Annotated in this window: 23 protein-coding genes; 17 read left to right on the top strand and 6 right to left on the bottom strand. The window is 66.6% G+C overall.

What is annotated here, in order from left to right; translation table 11 throughout:
* Window positions 1-55 precede the first annotated feature (55 nt).
* From ACFO0G_RS00115 to ACFO0G_RS00035, 17 genes are all read left to right on the top strand, one after another.
* Window positions 56-1,138 carry an amidohydrolase family protein gene (locus ACFO0G_RS00115; RefSeq protein ID WP_376976008.1) on the top strand — a complete coding sequence of 361 codons (1,083 nt, stop codon included), beginning with the start codon at window positions 56-58 and terminating at the stop codon, window positions 1,136-1,138.
* A gap of 98 nt (window positions 1,139-1,236) precedes the next feature.
* Complete coding sequence (locus ACFO0G_RS00110; RefSeq protein ID WP_376976007.1) at window positions 1,237-2,112, top strand: VOC family protein; 876 nt, start codon at window positions 1,237-1,239, stop codon at window positions 2,110-2,112.
* 151 nt (window positions 2,113-2,263) lie between these two features.
* Window positions 2,264-2,719, top strand: a complete 456-nt coding sequence (locus ACFO0G_RS00105; protein ID WP_376976006.1) for a hypothetical protein — start codon at window positions 2,264-2,266, stop codon at window positions 2,717-2,719.
* 171 nt (window positions 2,720-2,890) lie between these two features.
* Window positions 2,891-3,313: a 30S ribosomal protein S16 gene (gene rpsP, locus ACFO0G_RS00100; protein ID WP_056335390.1), complete on the top strand. Its 423-nt coding sequence runs from the start codon at window positions 2,891-2,893 to the stop codon at window positions 3,311-3,313.
* A gap of 1 nt (window position 3,314) precedes the next feature.
* Entirely contained in the window at window positions 3,315-3,557 is a 243-nt protein-coding gene (locus ACFO0G_RS00095) for an RNA-binding protein (protein ID WP_013601399.1), read from the top strand.
* Window positions 3,558-3,675: 118 nt separating this feature from the next.
* Complete coding sequence (gene rimM / locus ACFO0G_RS00090; protein ID WP_376976005.1) at window positions 3,676-4,221, top strand: ribosome maturation factor RimM; 546 nt, start codon at window positions 3,676-3,678, stop codon at window positions 4,219-4,221.
* Window positions 4,222-5,034, top strand: coding sequence for a tRNA (guanosine(37)-N1)-methyltransferase TrmD (gene trmD, locus ACFO0G_RS00085; RefSeq protein ID WP_376976004.1), 813 nt, complete (start codon window positions 4,222-4,224; stop codon window positions 5,032-5,034).
* A gap of 235 nt (window positions 5,035-5,269) precedes the next feature.
* On the top strand, window positions 5,270-5,629 hold the full coding sequence (rplS, locus tag ACFO0G_RS00080) for a 50S ribosomal protein L19 (protein ID WP_018768283.1): 360 nt from the start codon (window positions 5,270-5,272) through the stop codon (window positions 5,627-5,629).
* Between the two features lie 85 nt (window positions 5,630-5,714).
* Window positions 5,715-6,395: a signal peptidase I gene (gene lepB / locus ACFO0G_RS00075; protein WP_376976003.1), complete on the top strand. Its 681-nt coding sequence runs from the start codon at window positions 5,715-5,717 to the stop codon at window positions 6,393-6,395.
* Window positions 6,396-7,229, top strand: a complete 834-nt coding sequence (gene lepB / locus ACFO0G_RS00070; protein WP_376976002.1) for a signal peptidase I — start codon at window positions 6,396-6,398, stop codon at window positions 7,227-7,229. It abuts the gene before it with no gap.
* Between the two features lie 2 nt (window positions 7,230-7,231).
* Window positions 7,232-8,053 (top strand): ribonuclease HII, encoded by an 822-nt coding sequence (locus tag ACFO0G_RS00065; RefSeq protein WP_376976001.1) that lies wholly within the window; start codon window positions 7,232-7,234, stop codon window positions 8,051-8,053.
* 48 nt (window positions 8,054-8,101) lie between these two features.
* Window positions 8,102-8,428 carry a DUF2469 domain-containing protein gene (locus ACFO0G_RS00060; RefSeq protein ID WP_056335405.1) on the top strand — a complete coding sequence of 109 codons (327 nt, stop codon included), beginning with the start codon at window positions 8,102-8,104 and terminating at the stop codon, window positions 8,426-8,428.
* A 110-nt stretch (window positions 8,429-8,538) separates the two neighbouring features.
* Window positions 8,539-8,895 (top strand): YraN family protein, encoded by a 357-nt coding sequence (locus ACFO0G_RS00055; protein ID WP_286397594.1) that lies wholly within the window; start codon window positions 8,539-8,541, stop codon window positions 8,893-8,895.
* Window positions 8,895-10,439, top strand: a complete 1,545-nt coding sequence (locus tag ACFO0G_RS00050) for a YifB family Mg chelatase-like AAA ATPase (RefSeq protein ID WP_376976000.1) — start codon at window positions 8,895-8,897, stop codon at window positions 10,437-10,439. The genes ACFO0G_RS00055 and ACFO0G_RS00050 overlap by 1 nt, the downstream gene beginning before the upstream one ends.
* Before the next feature lie 122 nt (window positions 10,440-10,561).
* Window positions 10,562-11,698 carry a DNA-processing protein DprA gene (dprA, locus tag ACFO0G_RS00045; RefSeq protein WP_286404449.1) on the top strand — a complete coding sequence of 379 codons (1,137 nt, stop codon included), beginning with the start codon at window positions 10,562-10,564 and terminating at the stop codon, window positions 11,696-11,698.
* 46 nt (window positions 11,699-11,744) lie between these two features.
* Window positions 11,745-12,671, top strand: coding sequence for a tyrosine recombinase XerC (locus ACFO0G_RS00040; protein ID WP_376975999.1), 927 nt, complete (start codon window positions 11,745-11,747; stop codon window positions 12,669-12,671).
* A gap of 235 nt (window positions 12,672-12,906) precedes the next feature.
* Window positions 12,907-13,410, top strand: a complete 504-nt coding sequence (locus ACFO0G_RS00035) for a DUF3145 domain-containing protein (protein WP_142133572.1) — start codon at window positions 12,907-12,909, stop codon at window positions 13,408-13,410.
* 129 nt (window positions 13,411-13,539) lie between these two features.
* Here ACFO0G_RS00035 and fabF read toward each other — a convergent pair whose 3' ends face one another.
* The 6 genes from fabF to ACFO0G_RS00005 form a co-directional block, all read right to left on the bottom strand.
* A complete protein-coding gene (fabF, locus tag ACFO0G_RS00030; RefSeq protein WP_286397586.1) occupies window positions 13,540-14,775 on the bottom strand; it encodes a beta-ketoacyl-ACP synthase II in 1,236 nt (411 codons plus the stop codon).
* A gap of 175 nt (window positions 14,776-14,950) precedes the next feature.
* Entirely contained in the window at window positions 14,951-15,196 is a 246-nt protein-coding gene (locus ACFO0G_RS00025) for an acyl carrier protein (protein ID WP_009359314.1), read from the bottom strand.
* Between the two features lie 77 nt (window positions 15,197-15,273).
* A complete protein-coding gene (locus tag ACFO0G_RS00020) occupies window positions 15,274-16,335 on the bottom strand; it encodes a beta-ketoacyl-ACP synthase III (RefSeq protein ID WP_236798645.1) in 1,062 nt (353 codons plus the stop codon).
* Entirely contained in the window at window positions 16,332-17,261 is a 930-nt protein-coding gene (locus ACFO0G_RS00015; RefSeq protein WP_376975998.1) for an ACP S-malonyltransferase, read from the bottom strand. Before ACFO0G_RS00015 ends, ACFO0G_RS00020 begins: the two co-directional genes overlap by 4 nt.
* An 88-nt stretch (window positions 17,262-17,349) precedes the next feature.
* A complete protein-coding gene (locus ACFO0G_RS00010) occupies window positions 17,350-18,594 on the bottom strand; it encodes a PucR family transcriptional regulator (RefSeq protein ID WP_142133576.1) in 1,245 nt (414 codons plus the stop codon).
* A gap of 171 nt (window positions 18,595-18,765) precedes the next feature.
* Window positions 18,766-20,363 (bottom strand): transketolase-like TK C-terminal-containing protein (locus ACFO0G_RS00005; protein ID WP_417281456.1); only part of this gene is annotated, 1,598 nt, incomplete at its 5' end.

Below are 20,363 nucleotides of genomic sequence, written 5' to 3'. Positions count from 1 at the left end.
ACTGCCTTGTCACATTCCCGGGTGTAGCCTGTCCGGGCAGCGAAAGGAAGTCCTTATGCCAGAAGTCATTGAATTCCGCGGTCCGGTCCTTACCGAACCGGACAGCGTCCGGAACGGGCTTTGGTCCGTGGACGGGAGCCTCACCTTCACCCGGCCTGAGACGGAGCCGGGCAGGGTCCTTCATGGCTGGGTACTGCCGGGGTTCGTTGACGCGCACTGCCACATCGGGCTGGGCCCGGCCGGCCCCGTTGACGCCGCCACTGCTGAGGAGCAGGCGCTGGCCGACCTCAACGCCGGAACCCTGCTGGTCCGCGACGCCGGCTCGCCGGCCGATACCCGCTGGATGCAGGGCGGCCGGGACTTCCCCATACTGATCCGTGCCGGGCGCCACGTGGCGCGGACGCGCCGCTATTTGCGCGGCTTCGCTGAGGAGGTGGAGCCGGAGGGCCTCGTGGAGGCCGTCCGCAAGCAGGCGCGCGACGGCGACGGCTGGGTCAAGCTCGTGGGGGACTGGATTGACCGAAGCGCCGGCGACCTGGCGCCTTCCTTTCCCGCCGCCGTCGTACGGGATGCCGTCCAGGCAGCGCATGACGAAGGTGCGCGCGTGACAGCGCACTGTTTCGCCGAGGACACACTGGACCAGATGCTGGACGCGGACATCGACTGCATCGAGCACGCCACCGGGCTCCTGCCGCGGCACCTGCCCCGGTTTGCCGAACAGGGCGTGCCGATCGTGCCCACGCTGGTCAACATCGCCACCTTCCCGGACATCGCCGCACAGGCGGATGCAAAGTTCCCCCGGTACGCCGCCCACATGCGTGCCCTGTGGGAACGCCGGCTGGAACGCGTGGCGGAAGCCTACGCAGCTGGCGTGCGCATCTTCGCCGGCACCGACGCCGGCAGCGTGATCCGGCACGGCAGGATCGCGGACGAGATCCTGGCCCTGCACAGCGCCGGCCTGCCAATGGCAGCAGCACTGGATGCAGGTTGCTGGGCAGCCCGCGCGTGGCTGGGGTCAGACGGCCTGGCCGAAGGGGCGCGGGCCGATGTCGTGGTGTGCCGGGAAGACCCGCGGGCCGTACCGGAAACTATCAAGGGCCTGGAACACGTGGTGCTGGGAGGCCGCGTCGTCCGCTGACCGGAAGGGCCCGGGAACTTGGAATAAATTGAAGCTTCAAGTAATTTTAATATGTGACAGGCCGCCAACGGGACGGCCTCCAACACAAGGAGCCTTCAATGACCTCAGCAGCCACCAGCCGGGATCTGCTTCCTGCCGACCTCGCCATGGGCACTGTGATGCTCAAGGTGGGCGACATGAAGCTCATGACCGACTACTACCAGCGCGCATTGGGACTCGAGGTGGTGGCCGAACAGGACGGCGGGCTCTACCTTGGCCGCCTCGGCACTCCCTTGGTCCACCTGGCGCCGGCGCCCGGGCTGCACCTTCCCGGCAGGGGAGAGGCGGGCCTGTTCCACACGGCGCTGCTGTTCGAGGACCAGGCTTCCCTGGCCGCCACCGTCGCCACGGCCGCCCAGTATGAGCCGCGGTCCTTCACCGGCAGCGCCGACCATCTGGTGAGCGAGGCCTTCTACTTCACCGATCCCGAGGGCAACGGCATCGAGCTGTACTGGGACCGCCCGCGCAGCAACTGGTCCTGGAACGGGACGGACGTGGTCATGGACAGCCTTGCCCTGCCGCCGCAGCGGTACCTGGAGCAGTACCTCACAGAGCAGTCTTTGGAAGGCCAACGGCAGACGTCCGCGGGCGTTGGGCACGTGCACCTGCAGGTGGGCGACGTCCAGACTGCCCGGGACTTCTACGTAGGCACCCTCGGCTTCGAAAAGACGGCGGGCTGGCACGGGCAGGCGTTGTTCGTATCCGCCGGCCGCTACCACCACCACATGGCAATGAACGTCTGGAACAGCCGCGGTGCCGGGCCCCGCAAGGACACGCTGGGGCTCGGGGAAGTGCTGATCGAGGTTCCGTCAGGGGACGACGTCGGGGCGCTGGCCGACCGGCTCAAGGTTGCCGGAGTGGCCTCGCACCACACCGGTGCCGAGCTCCGCTTCGAGGACCCGTGGCGCAACAGGATCCGGGTCGCCGTCCGCTGAGCGGCGGCCTTGGCGGCCGTTTGAGCACAAGGGCGGCAGAAAAGGGCTCCGGCGTGCACCGGCAGCCGGGCAACTACTAGGCTGATCCCGTACGGCCGGGCTGCACCAGCGCCCGGCGCGCTGTTCCGCCAACGGAAGAAGGGCAACCGCCATGGGCTTCACCGAGATCTTTGTCGCCACCCATGACGCCGCGCTGAAACGCGCCGGCATCCTCGATGAAGGAAGCGGCTCCGCAGCGGCCGCCGGCCCTGCCGGCCAGGCAGTGCGGATCCAGGGAATCAGCGACTTCGAGGTCGAGCAGCTGGGTGACCTGGCGGGCACGGCCGTCCACGCAGGCGGGGCCGACTACGAGCTGACCATGGTGGATGTCTCCAGCGATTCGCTCCTCGCCGTTCCGCCGGCCATGGTCCGCGCCCTTGCGGACCTGCTCACGTACGAAACCGAAGGCGAAGGCAACGTCCTCGACGACGTGGCCGAACAGTGGGCCGGCCAGGAGGACATGCCGTTCGACGCCGGCCAGGCCCGGACCTATGTGCAGCAACTGGCACAGCTTGCCGCCGGCATCGACGATTCGGAGCGGACAGGCCTGTACGTCTGGTCCGCCTGAGCTGCCAAGTCGAAATAACGCCGTTCATCTGGCACAATAAACAGGTACTCGATCTGCGTGGCCCCTCTCTCCGCGTCCGGATCCTGTCCTTCGAACCCGCAAGTACGGCCCGCCCCACGGGTGCAGAAAGCCGGGTTCACCCCTTTTTCTGAAACAGGAGTGACCACAAAAGTGGCCGTAAAGATTCGCCTTAAGCGCTTCGGCAAGATGCGCGCCCCGTACTACCGCATCGTCGTCGCGGACTCACGCACCAAGCGTGATGGCCGCGCCATCGAGGAGATCGGCAAGTACCACCCCACCGAAGAGCCCTCATACATCGAGGTCAACTCCGAGCGTGCCCAGTACTGGCTGTCCGTCGGCGCCCAGCCGTCCGAGCAGGTTGCCGCGATCCTGAAGATCACCGGTGACTGGCAGAAGTTCAAGGGCCTGCCGGGCCAGGAAGGCACCCTCAAGACCAAGGTCGAGAAGGAAGCCTTCGTTGCGCCGGAGAAGGGCTCGGTCATCATCCCGGAAGCCATCACCAAGAAGGCATCCAAGTCTGACGCTGCCGAGGCCCCGGCCGACGCCGAAGCTGAGACCACCGAGGCTGAGTAGATTGCTGGCAGAAGCGCTGGAGCACCTGGTCCGCGGAATCGTCGATTCCCCGGATGACGTCAAGGTCAGTTCCAAGAGCAACCGCCGCGGGGACACCCTCGAGGTGCGCGTTCACCAGGACGACCTTGGACGGGTGATCGGTCGCCAGGGCCGCACGGCCCGCGCATTGCGCACCGTGGTGGCAGCACTGGCCGGCGGCGAACCGGTCCGCGTCGACGTCGTCGACACCGACCGCCGCCGCTGAGCGCTCGGCAACATTCAGTTCTTGCTCCGGCCCCTCCACCATCAGGTGGAGGGGCCGGTTTGCTTTCAACAACACAGTTCTTTCAGCAGAAACACCACAACCCGGAACAGAGGAACAGATGCAGCTTCAGGTGGCGCGGATCGGCAAGCCGCACGGCATTCGCGGGGAAGTCACGGTCCAGGTGCTGACGGACGCCCCGGAGGACCGGTTTGTCCCCGGCACCACGTTCGTCGTTGAGCCTGCAGCGTCCGGTCCCCTCACCGTGAGCAGCGCACGCTGGAACAAGGACATCCTCCTGCTCGGCTTCGAGGAAGTGGCCGACCGCAACCGGGCAGAGACCCTCCGCGGCGCCAAGCTGTTCATCGAAACCGAGGAGCTTGACGAGGACGACGACGAGGGCTGGTACGAGCATGAACTCGTCGGCCTTGAGGCACGGGTCGGCTCACAGGTGGTGGGCAAGGTGACGGCGCTGAACACCATGCCCGTCCAGGACCTGCTCATGGTGACCACCCCCGGCGGTGAAGAAATCCTCATCCCGTTCGTGGAGCAAATCGTGCCCGAGGTCAACGTCGGGGAAGGCTACATCCTCCTCACCCCTCCGGACGGACTCTTTGAACTGAACTCCGACGAAGCCGCAGCCCCCGAAACGGAAGACAGGGACTAGATGCGCATCGACGTCGTCAGCATTTTTCCTGAATACCTTGCCCCGCTGGAACTGTCGCTGATTGGCAAGGCCCGCCAGGATGGAATCCTGGACCTGCACGTCCACGACCTGCGCAGCTTCACCACCGACAAGCACCGTTCCGTGGACGACACGCCGTACGGCGGCGGTGCCGGAATGGTCATGAAGCCCGAACCCTGGGCGCAGGCCCTCACCGCCGTGGCGGAAGGGCGCCCGGACGCCCAGCGCAAGCCCGTGCTCATCGTTCCGTCCCCTGCCGGCGAACGGTTCACGCAGGCCCTCGCCTATGAGCTGGCGGAGGAGCAGCACCTGGCATTTGCCTGCGGGCGTTACGAAGGCATCGATGAACGCGTCATCGAATGGGCGCAGGAACACTTCACCGTCCGGCCCATCAGCCTGGGCGACTACGTGCTCAACGGCGGGGAAGTGGCCGTCCTTGCCATGGTGGAGGCCATCGGCCGCCTGCTTCCCGGCGTTGTCGGCAACCCCGAGTCCCTGGTGGAGGAATCCCACTCCGACGGGCTCCTGGAGTATCCGGTCTACACCAAGCCTTCCGTGTGGCGGGACCGCGAAGTGCCGCCGGTGCTCCTCAGCGGCAACCACGGCAGGATCGCCCAGTGGCGCCGCCACGAACAGTACCGCCGGACGGCGGACCGCCGCCCGGACCTCCTGCAGGAGTTCGACGCCGGCAGCCTCCCGCGTGCCGACCGCACCGAATTGCACAACCTGGGTTACGACGTCGTGGACGGCCGCCTGGTCCGCCGCCCGGAACCGGACGCCGTACAGCAGGACTAACTCCGGCGGAATTGGCGTAACCCTGCTGCTGTGGCAAAATTAACCCTTGTGTCTGCTGGGTCCGCACCTGCCACAGGGGGTAGCGCGGCCAACAGCCTGACAACCGGCCCCATCAACCCTTGAAGCGGCCGGACCACTTTACTTCGGCGGTGATGCCCGTCCCGCTTTTAAGCGGGCCGACTTGCCTGCCGTGACCCAAAGTGAATGACCTGTGGCGTTCACCAGGAGTGCAATCATGCATATTCTCGACTCCGTCGATGCAGCCTCGCTGCGCAACGATGTTCCCGAGTTCCGCGCGGGCGACACCCTCAAGGTGCACGTGAACATCATCGAAGGCAAGAACACCCGTGTCCAGGTCTTCCAGGGCTTCGTCCTGGGCCGCCAGGGCGATGGCGTGCGCGAGACCTTCACCGTCCGCAAGGTTTCCTTCGGTGTCGGCGTGGAGCGTACCTTCCCGGTGCACTCCCCGATCATCGAAAAGATCGAGGTTGTCACCAAGGGTGACGTCCGCCGGGCCAAGCTGTACTACATGCGTGCACTGCGCGGTAAGGCCGCCAAGATCAAGGAAAAGCGCGACTTCAGCTCCGCCAAGTAAGTCCTGCCCGGACTTATTGCCAGGCCGGAGCGCGGCCGTAGCCGGCAAGCGCCGGAGCAATGCACCAGCGCCAGGGATACGGACCATGCACCAGACAAAACGCCAGCCCCGCAAAAAGGGCTGGCGTTTTGTCGTTGTAGCGGCGCTCCTCCTTGCCGTTGCCATCAGCGGGCTGGTCCGGTCACTGTGGCTGGACGTCTACTTCATCCCGTCGGAGTCCATGGAGCCGCTCCTGGAAGGCGGGGACCGCATCCTGGTATCGCGCACGGACTTCCAGTCCGAACCCATCCGGCGCGGGGACGTGGTGGTCTTTGACGGCAGGGGCAGCTTCGCCCCCCTGAACAGCGGCAAGGGCCCCCTGGTGGATGCCGCCGCCTCCGCCCTGCAATGGCTCGGCATCGCCGGCAGCGACACCACCTACGTTAAACGGGCCATCGGCGTTCCAGGCGATACCGTGGTCTGCTGCGACGCCGCCGGGAAGGTCAACGTCAACGGCGTGCCCCTTGACGAGCCCTACGTCTTCCCCGGGGATGTGCCCAGCACGCAAAAATTCAGCACCGTGGTTCCGGAAGGCAGGCTGTGGCTATTGGGGGACCACCGCTCCGTCTCCGCTGACTCCCGCAGCCTGCTCGGCGCCCCGGGCGGCGGGCTGGTGCCAATGGACCGGGTGATCGGCCGCCCGGTCCAGATCCTTTGGCCGCTTGATAGATTTGCTCCTGTAGCACGGCCGCCCGCAACGGGGCCAACAACACAGAACGGACGGTAAATGCCCGAGAACCACGCGCGGAAACCTGAACCGCGCCACGACGGCGCTTCAGAAACGCCGGCCGTCCAGGCCTCCTCCACGTCGGCTTCGGGGGAGGGCCCGGAGGAAACCGCACCGGTCCACCGGCGGAACCGCGCGGAGTCGAAGGCTGCCGGCAAGTCCACCGGCAACCCCTTCCTCGGGTGGCTGAAGGAAATCGCCACTGTGGTGGTCATCGCGGTGGTGTTGTCCTTCCTGATCAAGACCTTCCTCTTCCGGGCATTCTTCATCCCCTCCGAATCCATGGTGAACACCCTGGACGTGGACGACCGGATTTTCGTCAACCTGCTGGTCCCGGAACCGTTTGCCCTGAGCCGCGGGGACGTTGTGGTGTTCCGCGACACGAAGGGCTGGCTGCCCCCGGCCCCGCCCAAGGCACAGGGCCCGTTCACCTGGGTCCAGGACGGCCTGACGTTCGTTGGCCTCCTGCCGGACAACACCGACCAGCACCTGGTCAAGCGTGTCATCGGGCTGCCCGGCGACCACGTGGTCTGCTGTGACGCCGGCGGTAAACTGACCATTAACGGAACCTCCATCGACGAGACCTACATCAACCCCGCCGAAGTGCCGCAGGTCCGCAACTTTGACGTCACCGTCCCGGAAGGCAAGGTGTGGGTCATGGGTGACAACCGGAACCACTCCGCTGATTCACGCGCCCATATGGAAACCGACGGCGGCTTTATCGACCTCAAGGACCTGGAAGGCAAGGCTGCAGTGATCGCCTGGCCGCTGAACAGGATCAAAACCTTGGACAACTACCCGGACGTGTTCAAGAGCGTTCCGGCGGCACGCTGACCATGTCCCCGGCAGTACAGGCTTCTTCGGCGGTGCCGGCCGCTCCGGCAGTACAGGCTGCTCCGGCGTCGAAGGCGCGCGCAGGCTCGAAGCCGGCGGCACGTGGCGGCAAGGCCCCCACCCTGCGGCATGAGCGGACCTTCAAGGCGCAGGGGGTGCGGTTCCTGGCCGGAGTGGATGAGGTGGGCCGCGGGGCCCTCGCCGGCCCTGTCAGTGTGGGAATCGCCGTCGTTGACCTGGAACGCCAGAAGCCTCTGGCAGGTGTCCGGGACAGCAAACTGCTCAGTCCGGCCGAGCGGGAACGGCTGGATCCCCTGGTGCGCCGGTGGAGCGTCGCCTCGGCGGTGGGGCATGCCAGCGCGAATGAGATCGATTCGCTGGGGATCATTGCCGCCCTGCGGCTGGCCGGAACCCGGGCGTGGGCAACCATTGTGGGTGCCGGAATCATCCCGGACGCGGTTTTGCTGGATGGAAGCCACAACTGGCTTTCCCCGGCGGAGCAGTTGTCCCTGTTCGACCAGCCCGTGCTGGAAGCGGGGTGCGAGGCCCCGGTCCACACCAAGGTCAAGGCGGACATGCAGTGCCTCAGCGTGGCCGCCGCCAGTGTCATCGCCAAGGTGGAGCGGGACCGGATGATGCGGGAACTGCACATTGAGTATCCCGATTACGGCTGGGACATCAACAAGGGCTACGCCACCGCTGCCCATCGGAACGTGCTCCGCGCTGCCGGCCCCACCCCCTACCACCGCGTCAGCTGGCGGCTGCTCGGCGGGGAGTTGCAGGCTGCGGACGTCCCTGACGGGGAAGAGCCGTACGAAGACTGACTCCTGCGCCCGGCGCCAGGGGTGCCGGACATGGTGCAAGATGGAAGCATGAGTGCTGAAGATCTTGAGAACTATGAAACCGACATGGAGCTTCAGCTCTACCGTGAATACCGCGACGTCGTCGGCCTGTTCAGCTACGTTGTCGAGACCGAGCGCCGCTTCTACCTTGCCAACCACGTGGACCTCCAGGCCCGCAGCGCCGACGGCGAGGTCTACTTCGACCTAACCCTCCAGGATGCCTGGGTATGGGACGTCTACCGCTCGGCCCGGTTCGTCAAAAGCGTCAGGGTCCTGACCTTCAAGGACGTCAACGTCGAGGAACTGCCCCGCAATGAGGAGCTGGCCCTGCCCAAGGACGTGGACCTGGGCAACTAGGACCCAGCGGAGGCGGCACACTTCCCCTCCACACCAGGCCCTGTCCACATACGGCAAGGCCCTTCTGTCCTCCGTATACCTCCGCCGCCAGGCTGGTTGCGGAGGTAGAAATGAAATCAAAAGACCTGTTGGGCAGGCGCGGCGAAGACCTCGCCGCCGGCTTCCTGGAAGCTTTGGGCATGCTCGTGGTGGAGCGCAACTGGCGGTGCGCCGAGGGTGAGATCGATATCGTTGCCCTTGACGGCGACGCCCTGGTCATCGCCGAGGTAAAGACCCGCCGCTCCCTGGACTACGGCCACCCCTTTGAGGCGGTGGGCCCGGAAAAGCTGGCACGGCTGCACCGCCTGGGCGGCGCGTGGTGCCGGGACCGGGAACTGCGGATGCCGCTGCGCCGGGTGGACGTCATCGCCGTAGTGGACGACGGCGGCGGCGAACCCGTGGTGGAGCACCTCAAGGGGGTGGGGTGATGGCGCTCGGCCGCACCTACTCCATCGCCCTGGTGGGACTGAACGGCTACATGGTCGAGGTCGAGGCGGACATCGGCCAGACCCTGCCGGCATTTGTCATCCTGGGCCTGCCGGATGCTTCGCTGAATGAGGCCAAGGAGCGTATCCGTTCAGCGGCAAAGAACTCCGGCATCCCGCTCAGCCGCAGGAAGATCACCGCCAACCTCATTCCGGCCTCGCTGCCCAAGCGTGGTTCCGGGTTCGACCTCGCCGTGACCATGGCCGTGCTTCGGGCGGCGAATGACATCAAGCCCACTGGACGCACTGTCTTTGTCGCCGAGCTTGGACTCGATGGAAGGCTGCGCCCCGTCCGGGGCATCTTGCCCGCAGTCATGGCGTCGGTCCGGGCCGGCTACCCGGAGATCGTGGTGGCACAAGCAAATTTTGCCGAGGCTTCCCTTGTCCCGGGCGCCAAGGTGCGCGGCTACCGCACACTTGCCCGGCTGGCCCTCGACTTTGGGGCTGATCCCCAGGAGCTTGCCCTGGATTTCGAACCGGACGACGCCGACGATGACGCGGACGGGACTCCACAGCCTGGGCCGTGTCCGGACATGGCAGATGTCTCCGGCCAGGGCGATGCCCGCAGGGCATTGGAAGTCGCAGCCGCAGGGGCCCACCATCTGCTTCTCACCGGGCCGCCGGGCGCGGGCAAGACAATGCTGGCCGAGCGGCTGCCCGGACTGCTGCCGGACCTTGGCGACCATGAGTCCATGGAGGTCACGGCCATCCACTCGCTGTGCGGCCTGCCGGCCTCTTCGGTACAGCTCCTGCGCCGGCCGCCCTTCGAGAACCCCCATCATTCAGCCACCGCTGCAGCCATCATCGGCGGCGGCTCGGGCATGCCCCGGCCCGGCGCTGCTTCCAGGGCCCACCGCGGCGTGCTCTTCCTTGACGAGGCGCCTGAATACGAACGGCGCGTCCTGGATGCCCTGCGGCAGCCGCTGGAGAGCGGCGAGCTGGTGATCCACCGCTCTGCCGGGACGGCAGCCTATCCGGCACGGTTCCAGCTGGTGCTCGCCGCCAATCCCTGCCCCTGCGGTAAGGCACCGGGCAAGGGCCTGGACTGCACCTGTACGCCCATGATGCGCCGCCGGTACCTGGCCAGGATGTCCGGGCCACTGCTGGACCGGGTAGATATCCAGCTGCAGGTGGAGCGGGTGTCCCTGGCCGAGTTTGGACAGGCCGGCACGGAAGAGGACACCTCATCGATAGCACGACGGGTGCTGGACGCCCGGGCCAGGCAGGCCGAACGCCTGCACGGCTTCGGCCTCGAAACGAATTCGCAGGTGCCGGGGCGGGTCCTTCGCGGCGAACTGCGGCTTCCAGCAGGTGCCACCCGGATCCTGGACCAGTCCCTCGAGCGGGGAGTGCTGACCGCCCGGGGGTATGACCGGGTCCTCCGGCTTGCATGGACGCTGGCGGACCTGGGGCACCGGGACGCGCCGGACACAAACGACATCGGACAGGCGCTGGGCCTGCGGCAGGCTGCGGCGGTTGCGGCATGACAGGCGTGGCAGGACAGAACGGGCTGAAGGTGAAGGAACTGGGCGTGGAAGAGGGGCCGGGCTTGAAAAGGGAACCGGGTTTGGATGCGGAACGAGTGGCCCGGGCTGCGCTTTCACGGCTGATGGAGCCCCAGGACACCGCCGGCCTGGCCCTCGTTCAGATTGCAGGGGCAACCGACGCCCTGCGCATCGCCACCGGCCAGGTAGCGGCAGGGCCGGACCTGGAGCGCGAGATCACCCTGCTGCTGGCAGACAGCGGCGCCGGCGAAAGCTGGGCGGGACTGGCCGCCGCGCTGAAGCGCTGGCAGCCGCGGCTTCCCGATCTTGCACCGGAACGTGACCTTGCCACCATGGCCCGCCTTGGTGGCCGCCTCATCATTCCGGGTGATGAGCTGTGGCCCGCCCAACTCGCGGACCTGGGAATCCAGGAGCCTATCTGTCTTTGGTGGCGGGGCGGGCAGCAGCCATTGCCGGCGGTGGACAGGTGCATCGCCCTGGTGGGATCCAGGGACAGCACCAGTTATGGAGCCGCCGTGACGGGGGACCTTGCGTACTCTCTGGCGCAGCGGGGCTTTACGGTGGTTTCGGGCGGGGCCTACGGGATTGATGCCCATGCGCACCGGGCAGCCCTTGCCGGCGGCTCGTCCGCTGTCCCCACCATGGCAGTCATGGCCGGGGGAGTGGACCGGTTCTATCCCTCAGGCAACGATGACCTGCTCCGCATCGTGGCCAACCAGGGCGCGGTGCTGGCTGAGGTGCCGCCGGGGTCGGCGCCCACCCGGTACCGGTTCCTGCAACGGAACCGCCTGATAGCTGCCCTCTCCGCGGTGACTGTGGTGGTGGAGGCACGCTGGCGCTCTGGGGCACTCAATACGGCCCACCACGCTGAGTCCCTGGGACGCGCCGTCGGCGCCGTCCCTGGATCGGTGCACAGCGCCAATTCCGCAGGCTGCCACCGGCTCCTTCGGGACGGGGGTGCCGTCTGTGTGACGGACGCGGCGGAGGTGGCCGAGCTGGCGTCACCCAGCGGAACGGCCCTGCCGGAACAGCGCACGGCGGAAGCAGCAGTACAGGACGGCCTGACCCTGGAGGACCTGATCCTGCTGGACGCGCTGCCGCTGCGTTCCACCACTTCCGTGGAAAAGCTCTCGGCCGTGGCCGGCCTCGGCCAGGACTCGGTGCGGGCAGGACTGGGCCGGCTGGGACTGCTGGGACTCGCGGTGTCCGAACGGGGCGGGTGGAAACGCGGCAAGGGATGACCGTGTCCCCCTGGGGCGGAGGCCAGGCAACTGGGAAAGTAGAGGAGTGGAGAATGACGAACTGCCGATGGAACTCGGCAAGGCCCTGGACGGCTTTGCCGGTTACTTGTCGGGAGAACGTGCGGTGTCGGCCCATACCCGCCGTGCCTACCTGGGCGATCTGCGCAGCCTCCTGTCCCACGCGGCATCGGAAGGCGTGGCAGCGCTGAAGGACCTTGAACTCGGAACGTTCCGCCGATGGCTCGGCAGCCAAAGTTCATCGGGTGCCTCCCGGGCCACCCTCGCGCGCCGGTCTGCCACGGCCCGGACTTTCACGGCCTGGGCACTTCGTGAGGAACTTATCGACGTGGACCCTGCGCTGCGCTTGAAGGCGCCCAAACGCGAAGGGTCGTTGCCGGGTGTCCTGCAGGCCTCCCAGCTCACGCGCATCCTGGAGCGGCTCGAAGTCTCCGCCATGGAGGGCGAACCCATGGCTGTGCGGAACCGCGCCATGGTCGAACTCCTCTATGCCACAGGCATCCGTGTGGGCGAACTCGTGGGCCTTGACGTTGATGACCTGGACCCGGACCGCCGGACGCTGAGGGTCATCGGCAAGGGCAACAAGGAACGTACCGTCCCGTTCGGAGTTCCCGCTGCCGTAGCCCTCGACGACTGGCTCCGGCGGGGGCGCACGGCTTTGGCCAAGGACACCAGCGGACCGGCGCTTTTTCTCGGGGCCCGAGGTGCGCGGGTCGACCAGCGCCAGGTCCGCACCCTGGTCAACAAGCTCTTTGAGGCGCTGGGAGATACCTCTGCGACAGGACCCCACGCCCTCCGGCACTCCGCCGCCACCCATCTGCTCGACGGCGGCGCGGACCTTCGCGCCGTCCAGGAGATCCTGGGCCACAGCAGCCTGGCCACCACCCAGATCTACACCCACGTCTCCGTGGACCGCCTGCGGAAGAGTTATCAGCAGGCCCACCCCAGGGCTTGACCACCGCACTAATCGCACTGGCGTAATTCCATGAGGTACGGCACAATAAGAGTCACGTCCGGCAACTTTCAAGTACCGCTTGAAGCCCTTAGGGTTTTGCGCGGCGCGGCAAGCCCGGACATAGCTTAATCTGATACATCTAAATACAGGGAACCACCGCCGCAGTGAAGGGCATGGCAGTTCCATCCAGGCAGAGGTCGTTGGGGAAGACGTACCTAGAGCTATGGAGGATGGAATGTCTGTTGCAATGACCCGCGGTGTGCTGTTTGTTCACTCGGCCCCTACGGCGCTGTGCCCACACGTTGAGTGGGCGGTCGGCGCTGTGGTGGACAAGCGGACGGACCTTGAGTGGACCGCTCAGCCTGCCGCGCCCGGAATGTTCCGGGCCGAGTTGTCCTGGACCGGCGCACCCGGCACAGGATCCAAATTGGCGTCCTGCCTCCGTGGCTGGGCGCATCTTCGGTATGAGGTGACTGAGGAGCCGAGCCAGGGCGTGGACGGCGGCCGCTGGTCGCACACCCCCGAGCTGGGGATCTTCCATGCCGTCACTGACGTGCACGGCAACATCATGGTGTCGGAGGACCGCATCCGGTACGCCTATGAGTCCGGCGCCGGGGACCCCTCCGCCGTCTATCATGAGCTCTCCCTCGCCCTGGGCGAAGCCTGGGATGAGGAACTGGAGCCGTTCCGGCATGCCGCGGAGGGCGCTCCCGTCCGCTGGCTTCACCAGGTGGGCTGACCGCCGTCGTTCTTTTCCAGGGCGACCCCAGGGTGGCCAAAACCGCACCGACACTTCCATAGCACAAAGGAGGCCCCGCCAAGCCGGCGGGGCCTCCTTTCGTACCCGGGGACAGCTAGCCCACAGCGGCTACACGCTGCGGATAGCCACCACCGCGTTGTGGCCGCCGAAACCGAACGAGTTGCTCAATGCCACGATGCTGCCGGCGGGCAGGTCGCGGGCGGAGGTGACAACGTCGAGCGGGATTTCGGGGTCCTGGTTTTCGAGGTTGATGGTGACCGGCGCCTTGCGCTCGTGGACGGCCAGGACGGTAAGGACAGCCTCCACGGCACCGGAAGCGCCCAGGAGGTGGCCCATCTGCGACTTGGTGGCGGACACGGCCACGTTGTCCACGTGGGTGCCCAGGGCGGCACGCAGCGCCGTGTACTCGGGCTTGTCGCCAACAGGGGTTGAGGTGGCGTGCGCGTTCACGTGCACCACGTCTTCAGCGTGGATCCGGCCATCGAACATGGCAGCCTTCAAGGCGCGGGTTGCGCCGAGCCCTTCGGGGTCCGGTGCAGTGATGTGGTAGGCGTCCGCAGTGACCGACGTTCCGGCGAGCTCGGCGTAGATGCGGGCTCCGCGGGCAAGGGCGTGTTCCTCTGCTTCGAGGACCAGGGCTCCCGCGCCTTCACCCATGACAAAGCCGTCACGGGCGGTGTCGTACGGACGGGAGGCCCGCTCGGGTTCATCATTCCGGCGGGACAGTGCCTGCATGGAGGCGAACGCTGCCAGCGGCATGGGGTGGATGGCAGCTTCCGCGCCGCCGCACATCACCACGTCGGCCTTTCCGGACCGGATGAGCTCCAGGCCAAGGTGCATGGCCTCGGTGCCGGAAGCGCAGGCGGAGACAGGGGTGTGGGCGCCGGCCCGGGCACCAAGGTCAAGGCTGACTGCCGCGGCCACACCGTTGGGCATCAGCATGGGAACGGTCATGGGCAGGACGCGGCGCGGGCCCTTTTCCTTGAGGGTGTCCCAGGCGTCCAGCAGGGTCCAGACGCCGCCGATGCCGGTGGCGAAGGCCACGGCGAGCCGGTCCTGGTCGATTTCCGTGATGCCGGAATCAGCCCAGGCTTCACGGGCGGCGATGACGCCGAACTGGGTGGAAGGGTCCATGCGCTTGGCCTCAACACGGCTCAGCACGTCGAGTGCCGGCGTGCTGCACCGGGCGGCGAAGTGGACCGGAAGCTCGTACTTGGCTACCCAGTCGTCCTCCAGGGTGCGGGCACCGGAGACCCCTTTGAGGGCGTTGTTCCACATGGTGGGTACATCGCCGCCGATGGGCGTGGTGGCACCCAGACCGGTAATGACTACTTTGCGTGTCATGGGATCACTCTTTCGTCGGTGGGGAATCCGGCTGCGTCGGTCGCAGGGTCCCGCACATGTTGATGATCGGCCAGTCCCGGTCGGGGTACTGCGCCGGATAAATGCGGCGGGCTGCCGGCCCGGTCAATCCGGACCGGCAGCCCTGCCAAGCCGTAAGACGGCGAAAAGCCTGTGACTAGGCCTGTGCTCCGGCGATGAAGCTGACAGCGTCGCCGACAGTCTTGAGGTTCTTGACCTCTTCGTCCGGGATGCGGACGCCGAACTTTTCCTCGGCGTTGACCACGATGGTCATCATGGAGATGGAGTCGATGTCCAGGTCCTCGGTGAAGGACTTGTCCAGCTCGACGGCCTCCGGGGCCAGGCCGGTTTCCTCGTTGACGATTTCAGCCAGACCGGCCAGGATCTCTTCGTTGCTAGCCATTGGTGGCTCCTTTTCTTGTATTGCCGGCAGGGGCTGCCGGAAACGGTCCAGGCCGCGGTTGCGGCCCTTGGGCGTATCTAGGGAAGGACAACTACCTGTGCGCCGAAGACCAGCCCGGCACCGAAACCGATCTGCAGGGCCAGCCCGCCGCTCAGTCCGGGGTTCTCCTGCAGGAGCCGGTGCGTTGCCAGCGGGATGGAGGCAGCGGAGGTGTTGCCGGCCTCGGCGATGTCCCGTGCCACTGTAACCGTCTCGGGCAGCTTCAGCTTCTTCACCATTTCGTCGATGATGCGCATGTTGGCCTGGTGGGGGATGAAGGCCACCAGGTCCTCGGCTTCGATGCCTGCGGCATCGAGTGCCTGCTGGGCCACCTTGGCCATTTCCCACACCGCCCAGCGGAAAACGGTCTGGCCGTCCTGCCGGAGGGTGGGGTACAGCTCCTGGGCTTCTTCAAGGAGTGCAAGGTCGCCCGTGGAGTCGGACTGGCGGGCGGCGAGTCCCAGGTCGCGGACATCCAGCAGGGAGCGGGTCATGCCGATGGCATTCCATTTGCTGCCGTCCGAACCCCACACCGACGGGGCGATGCCCGGGGTGTCGGAGGGGCCGACGACGACGGCGCCGGCACCGTCACCGAGGAGGAAGGAAATGGTGCGTTCGCGGTTGTCGATGACGTCCGACAGCTTCTCCGCGCCGACCACCAGGACGTACTTCGCGGCGCCGGAGCGGACCAGGGCGTCGGCCTGGGCAATGCCGTAGCAGTAGCCGGCACACGCTGCGGAGATGTCAAAGGCGGGAGCCGGGGTGGCGCCGATCCGGTCGGCCAGGCTTGCCGCGGCCGACGGTGTGGCGTAGGGGTGGGTCACGGTGGAGACAATCACGGCACCGAGGTCCGAGCCGTCAATGCCGGCCTTCTCCATGGCTTCGCGGGCGGCGCCCTCAGCCATATCGATTACGCTGACATCCGCGGCAGCGCGGTGGCGGGTGATGATGCCCGTACGCTGGCGGATCCACTCATCCGAGGAATCGATCCATTGGCATACGTCCTCGTTGGTGACGATGACGTCCGGCCGGTAGGCCCCCAGGCCCACGATCCGGGTGTGCTCCTGGATGGGAGCCTGCTTCAGCGTGGGAACGCTCATGCGTTGCCCTCCAGTTCTGCGAAGAGTGCCAGCGCGGCGGAAAGGTCGTCGGGGGTCTTGACCGCAACGGTCTTGACGCCGGGCATCCCGCGCTTGGCGAGTCCGGCCAGCGTGCCTGCGGGAGCGAGCTCGATAAGCCCTGTGACGCCGCGCTTCACCATGGTTTCCATGCAGAGGTCCCAGCGCACCGGGCGGGACACCTGGGCGATCAGGCTTTCGACGGCGGCACCTCCGTCGGTGACTTCCCCGCCGTCGTAATTGGACAGCAGGGGCACCTTGGGCGCCACGGGGTTCAGCTGGGGCTCCAGGGCCTTCAGGGCGTCCACTGCAGGCGCCATGTGGCTGGTGTGGAAGGCGCCGGCGACTTTAAGGGGAATGACGCGCGCCTTGGCGGGCGGGTTGTCAGCCAGCGCCTTGAGCTGTTCAAACGTACCTGCGGCAACGGTCTGGCCGGCGCCGTTGACATTCGCCGGGGCAGCGCCGGAAGCCTCGATCGCGGCAAGCACCTCAGCAGGGTCGCCGCCGACGACGGCGCTCATGCCGGTGGGGGTGACGGCTGCCGCGGCAGCCATGCTGTTGGCGCGCTCCCGCACGAACGTCATCGCTTCCTGCTCCGTTAGCACGCCGGCGAGGGCGGCGGCGGTGATCTCACCCACGGAGTGGCCGGCGAGGATCACCGGGAGGGAACTGAGTTCAACATCGAAGAGCGAAGCAGCAGTAACCAGCCCCGCGGCAACGATCAGGGGCTGCGCCACGGCAGTGTCCTTGATGGTTTCCTCGTCGGAGGTGGTCCCATGGGCTATCAGGTCAATGCCTGCGATGTCACTCAGGGAGGCCAGCTGGCCTGCCACCGAGGGTAGTTCCAGCCAAGGGGCCAGAAAACCCGGGGTCTGCGAGCCCTGTCCAGGGCAGACTATTGCAAGCACGTAACCAGCTTTCCAAATTACTGTGTGATCCAGCGGTGTTTCTCCGCACCAAGCTCACGGGGTCAGGTTGTAGGAAGTCTACAATGCCTCAGGCCTGGTTCCGGGAAGCCTGCCGCTCCGTGGCGGCCTTGGGCGGGGCTGAAAGACGGCCCACCACCAGTGCCGCCTGCAGCACGAAGGCCTCACGCGGCAGCAGCGGGTCCCAGCCCGTGACGTCGCAGACCCGCTTCAGGCGGTACCGGACGGTGTTGGCGTGGACGAAGAGTTCACGCGCCGTGGCCTCCAGCGAGTGGCCCAGCTCCAGGTACGTTCCCAGCGTTTCCACCAGGCCGTTGGAAGCCGCCAGCAGCGGCCGGTAGATGTTCTTCACCAGGGAGCGGCGGGCAGCATCGTCTCCGGAAATAACCCGTTCCGGCAGCAGGTCATCGGCGGCCACCGGACGGGGCGCGGAGGGCCAGGCCCGGGCTGCGGTCAACCCGGCAAACGCTGATTGGGCAGAGCCGCTGGCCTCCAGGAGCGAGCTGGCCTCCGGGCCGTAGACCACGGGGCCGGGGGCGAACATGTCGCTGAGCTTCACGTAGGCGGTTTCGCGGTCCTGGACCCCGCCGAGGATGAGGATCAGCCGGTCGCCCTGGATTCCCACCAGCGCATCCTCGGCGTACCGTCCGGCCATTCGGCGCAGCTCGCTGACGTAACTGGCGCTGGGTTCGGACGGTGAATTGCCCACCATGACCGTGAACCGTTCCTGTGCCTTCCAGCCAAGCGCGGCAATGCGTGAGCGCAGGGCGTCGGTGTTTTCGCCGCGCAGGATCGCATCCACGATCAAAGCTTCCAGGCGCGTGTCCCAGGATCCGCGGGATTCGGCCGCCCTTGCGTATACATCCGCGGCGGCAAAGGCCACCTCCCGCGAGTAGCGCAGCACCGCCTCCCGAAGTGATGGCTGGTCTGCCTCCGGTGCGATGACCGGAACCTGGTCCTCCACCACCTCCACCACGATCCTGATCAGCTGCAGCGCCTTCTGGAGGCTGATGGAACGGGTCAGTTCAGTGGGAGCAGTCCCGAATACATCGGTGAGGATCCATGACGGCGAACTGGGCCGCTCATACCAGGTGACAAAGGCCGCGATTCCGTTCTGCGCCACCATGCCCAGCGCCGACCGCTCGTCAGCGCTGAGCCGGCTGTACCACGGCAGCGACTGCTCAAGCTTGCGCATGGTGGTGGTGGAGAGTTGTCCCACGTTGGCCCGGAGCTGCTTAAGGGTCTCGGACTTCTCCGGGGTGACCTTCGGCGCGGGCGGTTTCCGCTTCGAAGACGGGCTTGCTGGTGCTGGCATTCTTTGAGCATACGGCCACCGCCGCGCAAGCTCCATTTGTGCGAAGGCTACAATCCGCTTTGCGCTGGGTCACAGCGTTCCGGCTGGTTTTGAAACGAACGACGGCGGCCCTCACCTGGTGGGGTGAGGGCCGCCGTCGTTCGTTTCTGGTACCGCTGTCCAGCCGGAGGGCTAGGCTTCGCCTCCGGCGTTGCCGGTGGTGCCGGCGTTGACGTTGAGCAGCTTGTACTTCTCGATCGCCTTCACCGGTGCGTCGACATCCACCTCACCGCGGCGCGCCAGCATTTCAAGGGCACGGACCACCACGGAGTGGGTGTCGTTTTTGAAGTAGCGGCGGGCTGCTGCGCGGGTGTCGGAGAAGCCGAAGCCGTCGGCGCCGAGGGTGGCGTATTCGTTGGGGACGAATTGCCGGATCTGGTCCGGGACGGCCTTCATGTAGTCGGACACGGCGACGATGGGGCCGGTGGCTCCTTCGAGTTGCTGGGTGACGAAGGGGACGCGGGTGGGTTGGCCGGGGTTGAGGAAGGCTTCCTCTTCGGCGGCGAGGCCGTCGCGGCGCAGTTCGTTCCAGGAGGTCACGGACCAGACGTCGGCGGAGACGTTCCAGTCATCGGCCAGCACGCGCTGGGCTTCGAGGGCCCAGGGCACGGAGACGCCGGAGGCGAGGATCTGGGTGCGGGGACCGTCGATCTTTGCCGGAGCGAGCAGGTAGATGCCCTTGATGACGCCTTCGACGTCGAGGTTCTCGGGTTCTGCGGGCTGGATGATGGGTTCGTTGTACACGGTGAGGTAGTACATGACGTTCTTGTCCGTGGAGTTCTCCCCGTACATCCGTTCCAGGCCGGAGCGGACGATGTGTCCGATCTCGTAGCCATAGGCGGGGTCGTAGGTGAGGACGGCGGGGTTGGTGGAGGCCAGCAGGGGGGAGTGGCCGTCGGCGTGCTGGAGGCCTTCGCCGGTGAGGGTGGTCCGTCCTGCGGTGGCGCCGATGATGAAGCCGCGGGTCATTTGGTCCGCGGCGGCCCAGAAGGCGTCGCCGGTGCGCTGGAAGCCGAACATGGAGTAGAACACGTAGACCGGGACCAGGGGGATGCCGTGGGTGGCGTAGGAGGTTCCGGCGGCGGTGAACGCTGCCACGGCGCCGGCTTCGTTGATCCCGGGGTGGATCAGCTGGCCCGCGGGGGATTCCTTGTACGCCAGGACCAGGTCACGGTCCACCGACAAGTAGTTCTGGCCCTTGGGGTTGTAGATCTTCGCCGTGGGGAAGAACGCATCCATGCCGAAGGTGCGGGCTTCGTCGGGGATGATCGGGGCGATGTGCTTACCGAAGTTCTTGTCCCGCATCAGGTCCTTGAGGAGCCGGACGAACGCCATGGTGGTGGCGGCCATCTGCTTGCCGGAACCGCGCTTGGCAACCTCGTAGGACTTCGCCTCGGGCAGCACGATTTCGGCGTGGGTGTTGCGGCGCTCCGGGACTGATCCGCCCAGCGCGGCGCGGCGCTCCATCATGTACTTGATTTCCGGGGCGTCGTTACCGGGGTGGTAGTACGGCGGCCGGTATGAGTCCTTCTCCAGCTGCTCGTCGGTGACGGGGATCCGGAGGTGGTCGCGGAATTTCTTCAGGTCATCCAGAGTGAGTTTCTTCATCTGGTGGGTGGCGTTGCGGCCTTCGAAGTGGGGGCCGAGGCCGTAGCCCTTGACGGTGTGGGCGAGGATGACGGTGGGTTTGCCCTTGAATTCGGTGGCTGCTTTGTAGGCGGCGTAGACCT

This window comes from Arthrobacter sedimenti (assembly GCF_042652025.1).
Taxonomy (GTDB): domain Bacteria; phylum Actinomycetota; class Actinomycetes; order Actinomycetales; family Micrococcaceae; genus Arthrobacter; species Arthrobacter sedimenti.
This window is presented reverse-complemented; position numbering and strand designations above follow the sequence as displayed.

Excerpts from the sequence above, each read along its gene's own strand:
- ACFO0G_RS00115 (WP_376976008.1), top strand. The coding sequence starts at position 56 with ATGCCAGAAGTCATTGAATTCCGCGGTCCGGTCCTTACCGAACCGGAC.
- ACFO0G_RS00110 (WP_376976007.1), top strand. The coding sequence starts at position 1,237 with ATGACCTCAGCAGCCACCAGCCGGGATCTGCTTCCTGCCGACCTCGCC.
- ACFO0G_RS00105 (WP_376976006.1), top strand. The coding sequence starts at position 2,264 with ATGGGCTTCACCGAGATCTTTGTCGCCACCCATGACGCCGCGCTGAAA.
- rimM (WP_376976005.1), top strand. The coding sequence starts at position 3,676 with ATGCAGCTTCAGGTGGCGCGGATCGGCAAGCCGCACGGCATTCGCGGG.
- trmD (WP_376976004.1), top strand. The coding sequence starts at position 4,222 with ATGCGCATCGACGTCGTCAGCATTTTTCCTGAATACCTTGCCCCGCTG.
- rplS (WP_018768283.1), top strand. The coding sequence starts at position 5,270 with ATGCATATTCTCGACTCCGTCGATGCAGCCTCGCTGCGCAACGATGTT.
- lepB (WP_376976003.1), top strand. The coding sequence starts at position 5,715 with ATGCACCAGACAAAACGCCAGCCCCGCAAAAAGGGCTGGCGTTTTGTC.
- lepB (WP_376976002.1), top strand. The coding sequence starts at position 6,396 with ATGCCCGAGAACCACGCGCGGAAACCTGAACCGCGCCACGACGGCGCT.
- ACFO0G_RS00065 (WP_376976001.1), top strand. The coding sequence starts at position 7,232 with ATGTCCCCGGCAGTACAGGCTTCTTCGGCGGTGCCGGCCGCTCCGGCA.
- ACFO0G_RS00060 (WP_056335405.1), top strand. The coding sequence starts at position 8,102 with ATGAGTGCTGAAGATCTTGAGAACTATGAAACCGACATGGAGCTTCAG.
- ACFO0G_RS00055 (WP_286397594.1), top strand. The coding sequence starts at position 8,539 with ATGAAATCAAAAGACCTGTTGGGCAGGCGCGGCGAAGACCTCGCCGCC.
- ACFO0G_RS00050 (WP_376976000.1), top strand. The coding sequence starts at position 8,895 with ATGGCGCTCGGCCGCACCTACTCCATCGCCCTGGTGGGACTGAACGGC.
- dprA (WP_286404449.1), top strand. The coding sequence starts at position 10,562 with ATGGAGCCCCAGGACACCGCCGGCCTGGCCCTCGTTCAGATTGCAGGG.
- ACFO0G_RS00035 (WP_142133572.1), top strand. The coding sequence starts at position 12,907 with ATGTCTGTTGCAATGACCCGCGGTGTGCTGTTTGTTCACTCGGCCCCT.
- fabF (WP_286397586.1), bottom strand. The coding sequence starts at position 14,775 with ATGACACGCAAAGTAGTCATTACCGGTCTGGGTGCCACCACGCCCATC.
- ACFO0G_RS00025 (WP_009359314.1), bottom strand. The coding sequence starts at position 15,196 with ATGGCTAGCAACGAAGAGATCCTGGCCGGTCTGGCTGAAATCGTCAAC.
- ACFO0G_RS00020 (WP_236798645.1), bottom strand. The coding sequence starts at position 16,335 with ATGAGCGTTCCCACGCTGAAGCAGGCTCCCATCCAGGAGCACACCCGG.
- ACFO0G_RS00010 (WP_142133576.1), bottom strand. The coding sequence starts at position 18,594 with ATGCCAGCACCAGCAAGCCCGTCTTCGAAGCGGAAACCGCCCGCGCCG.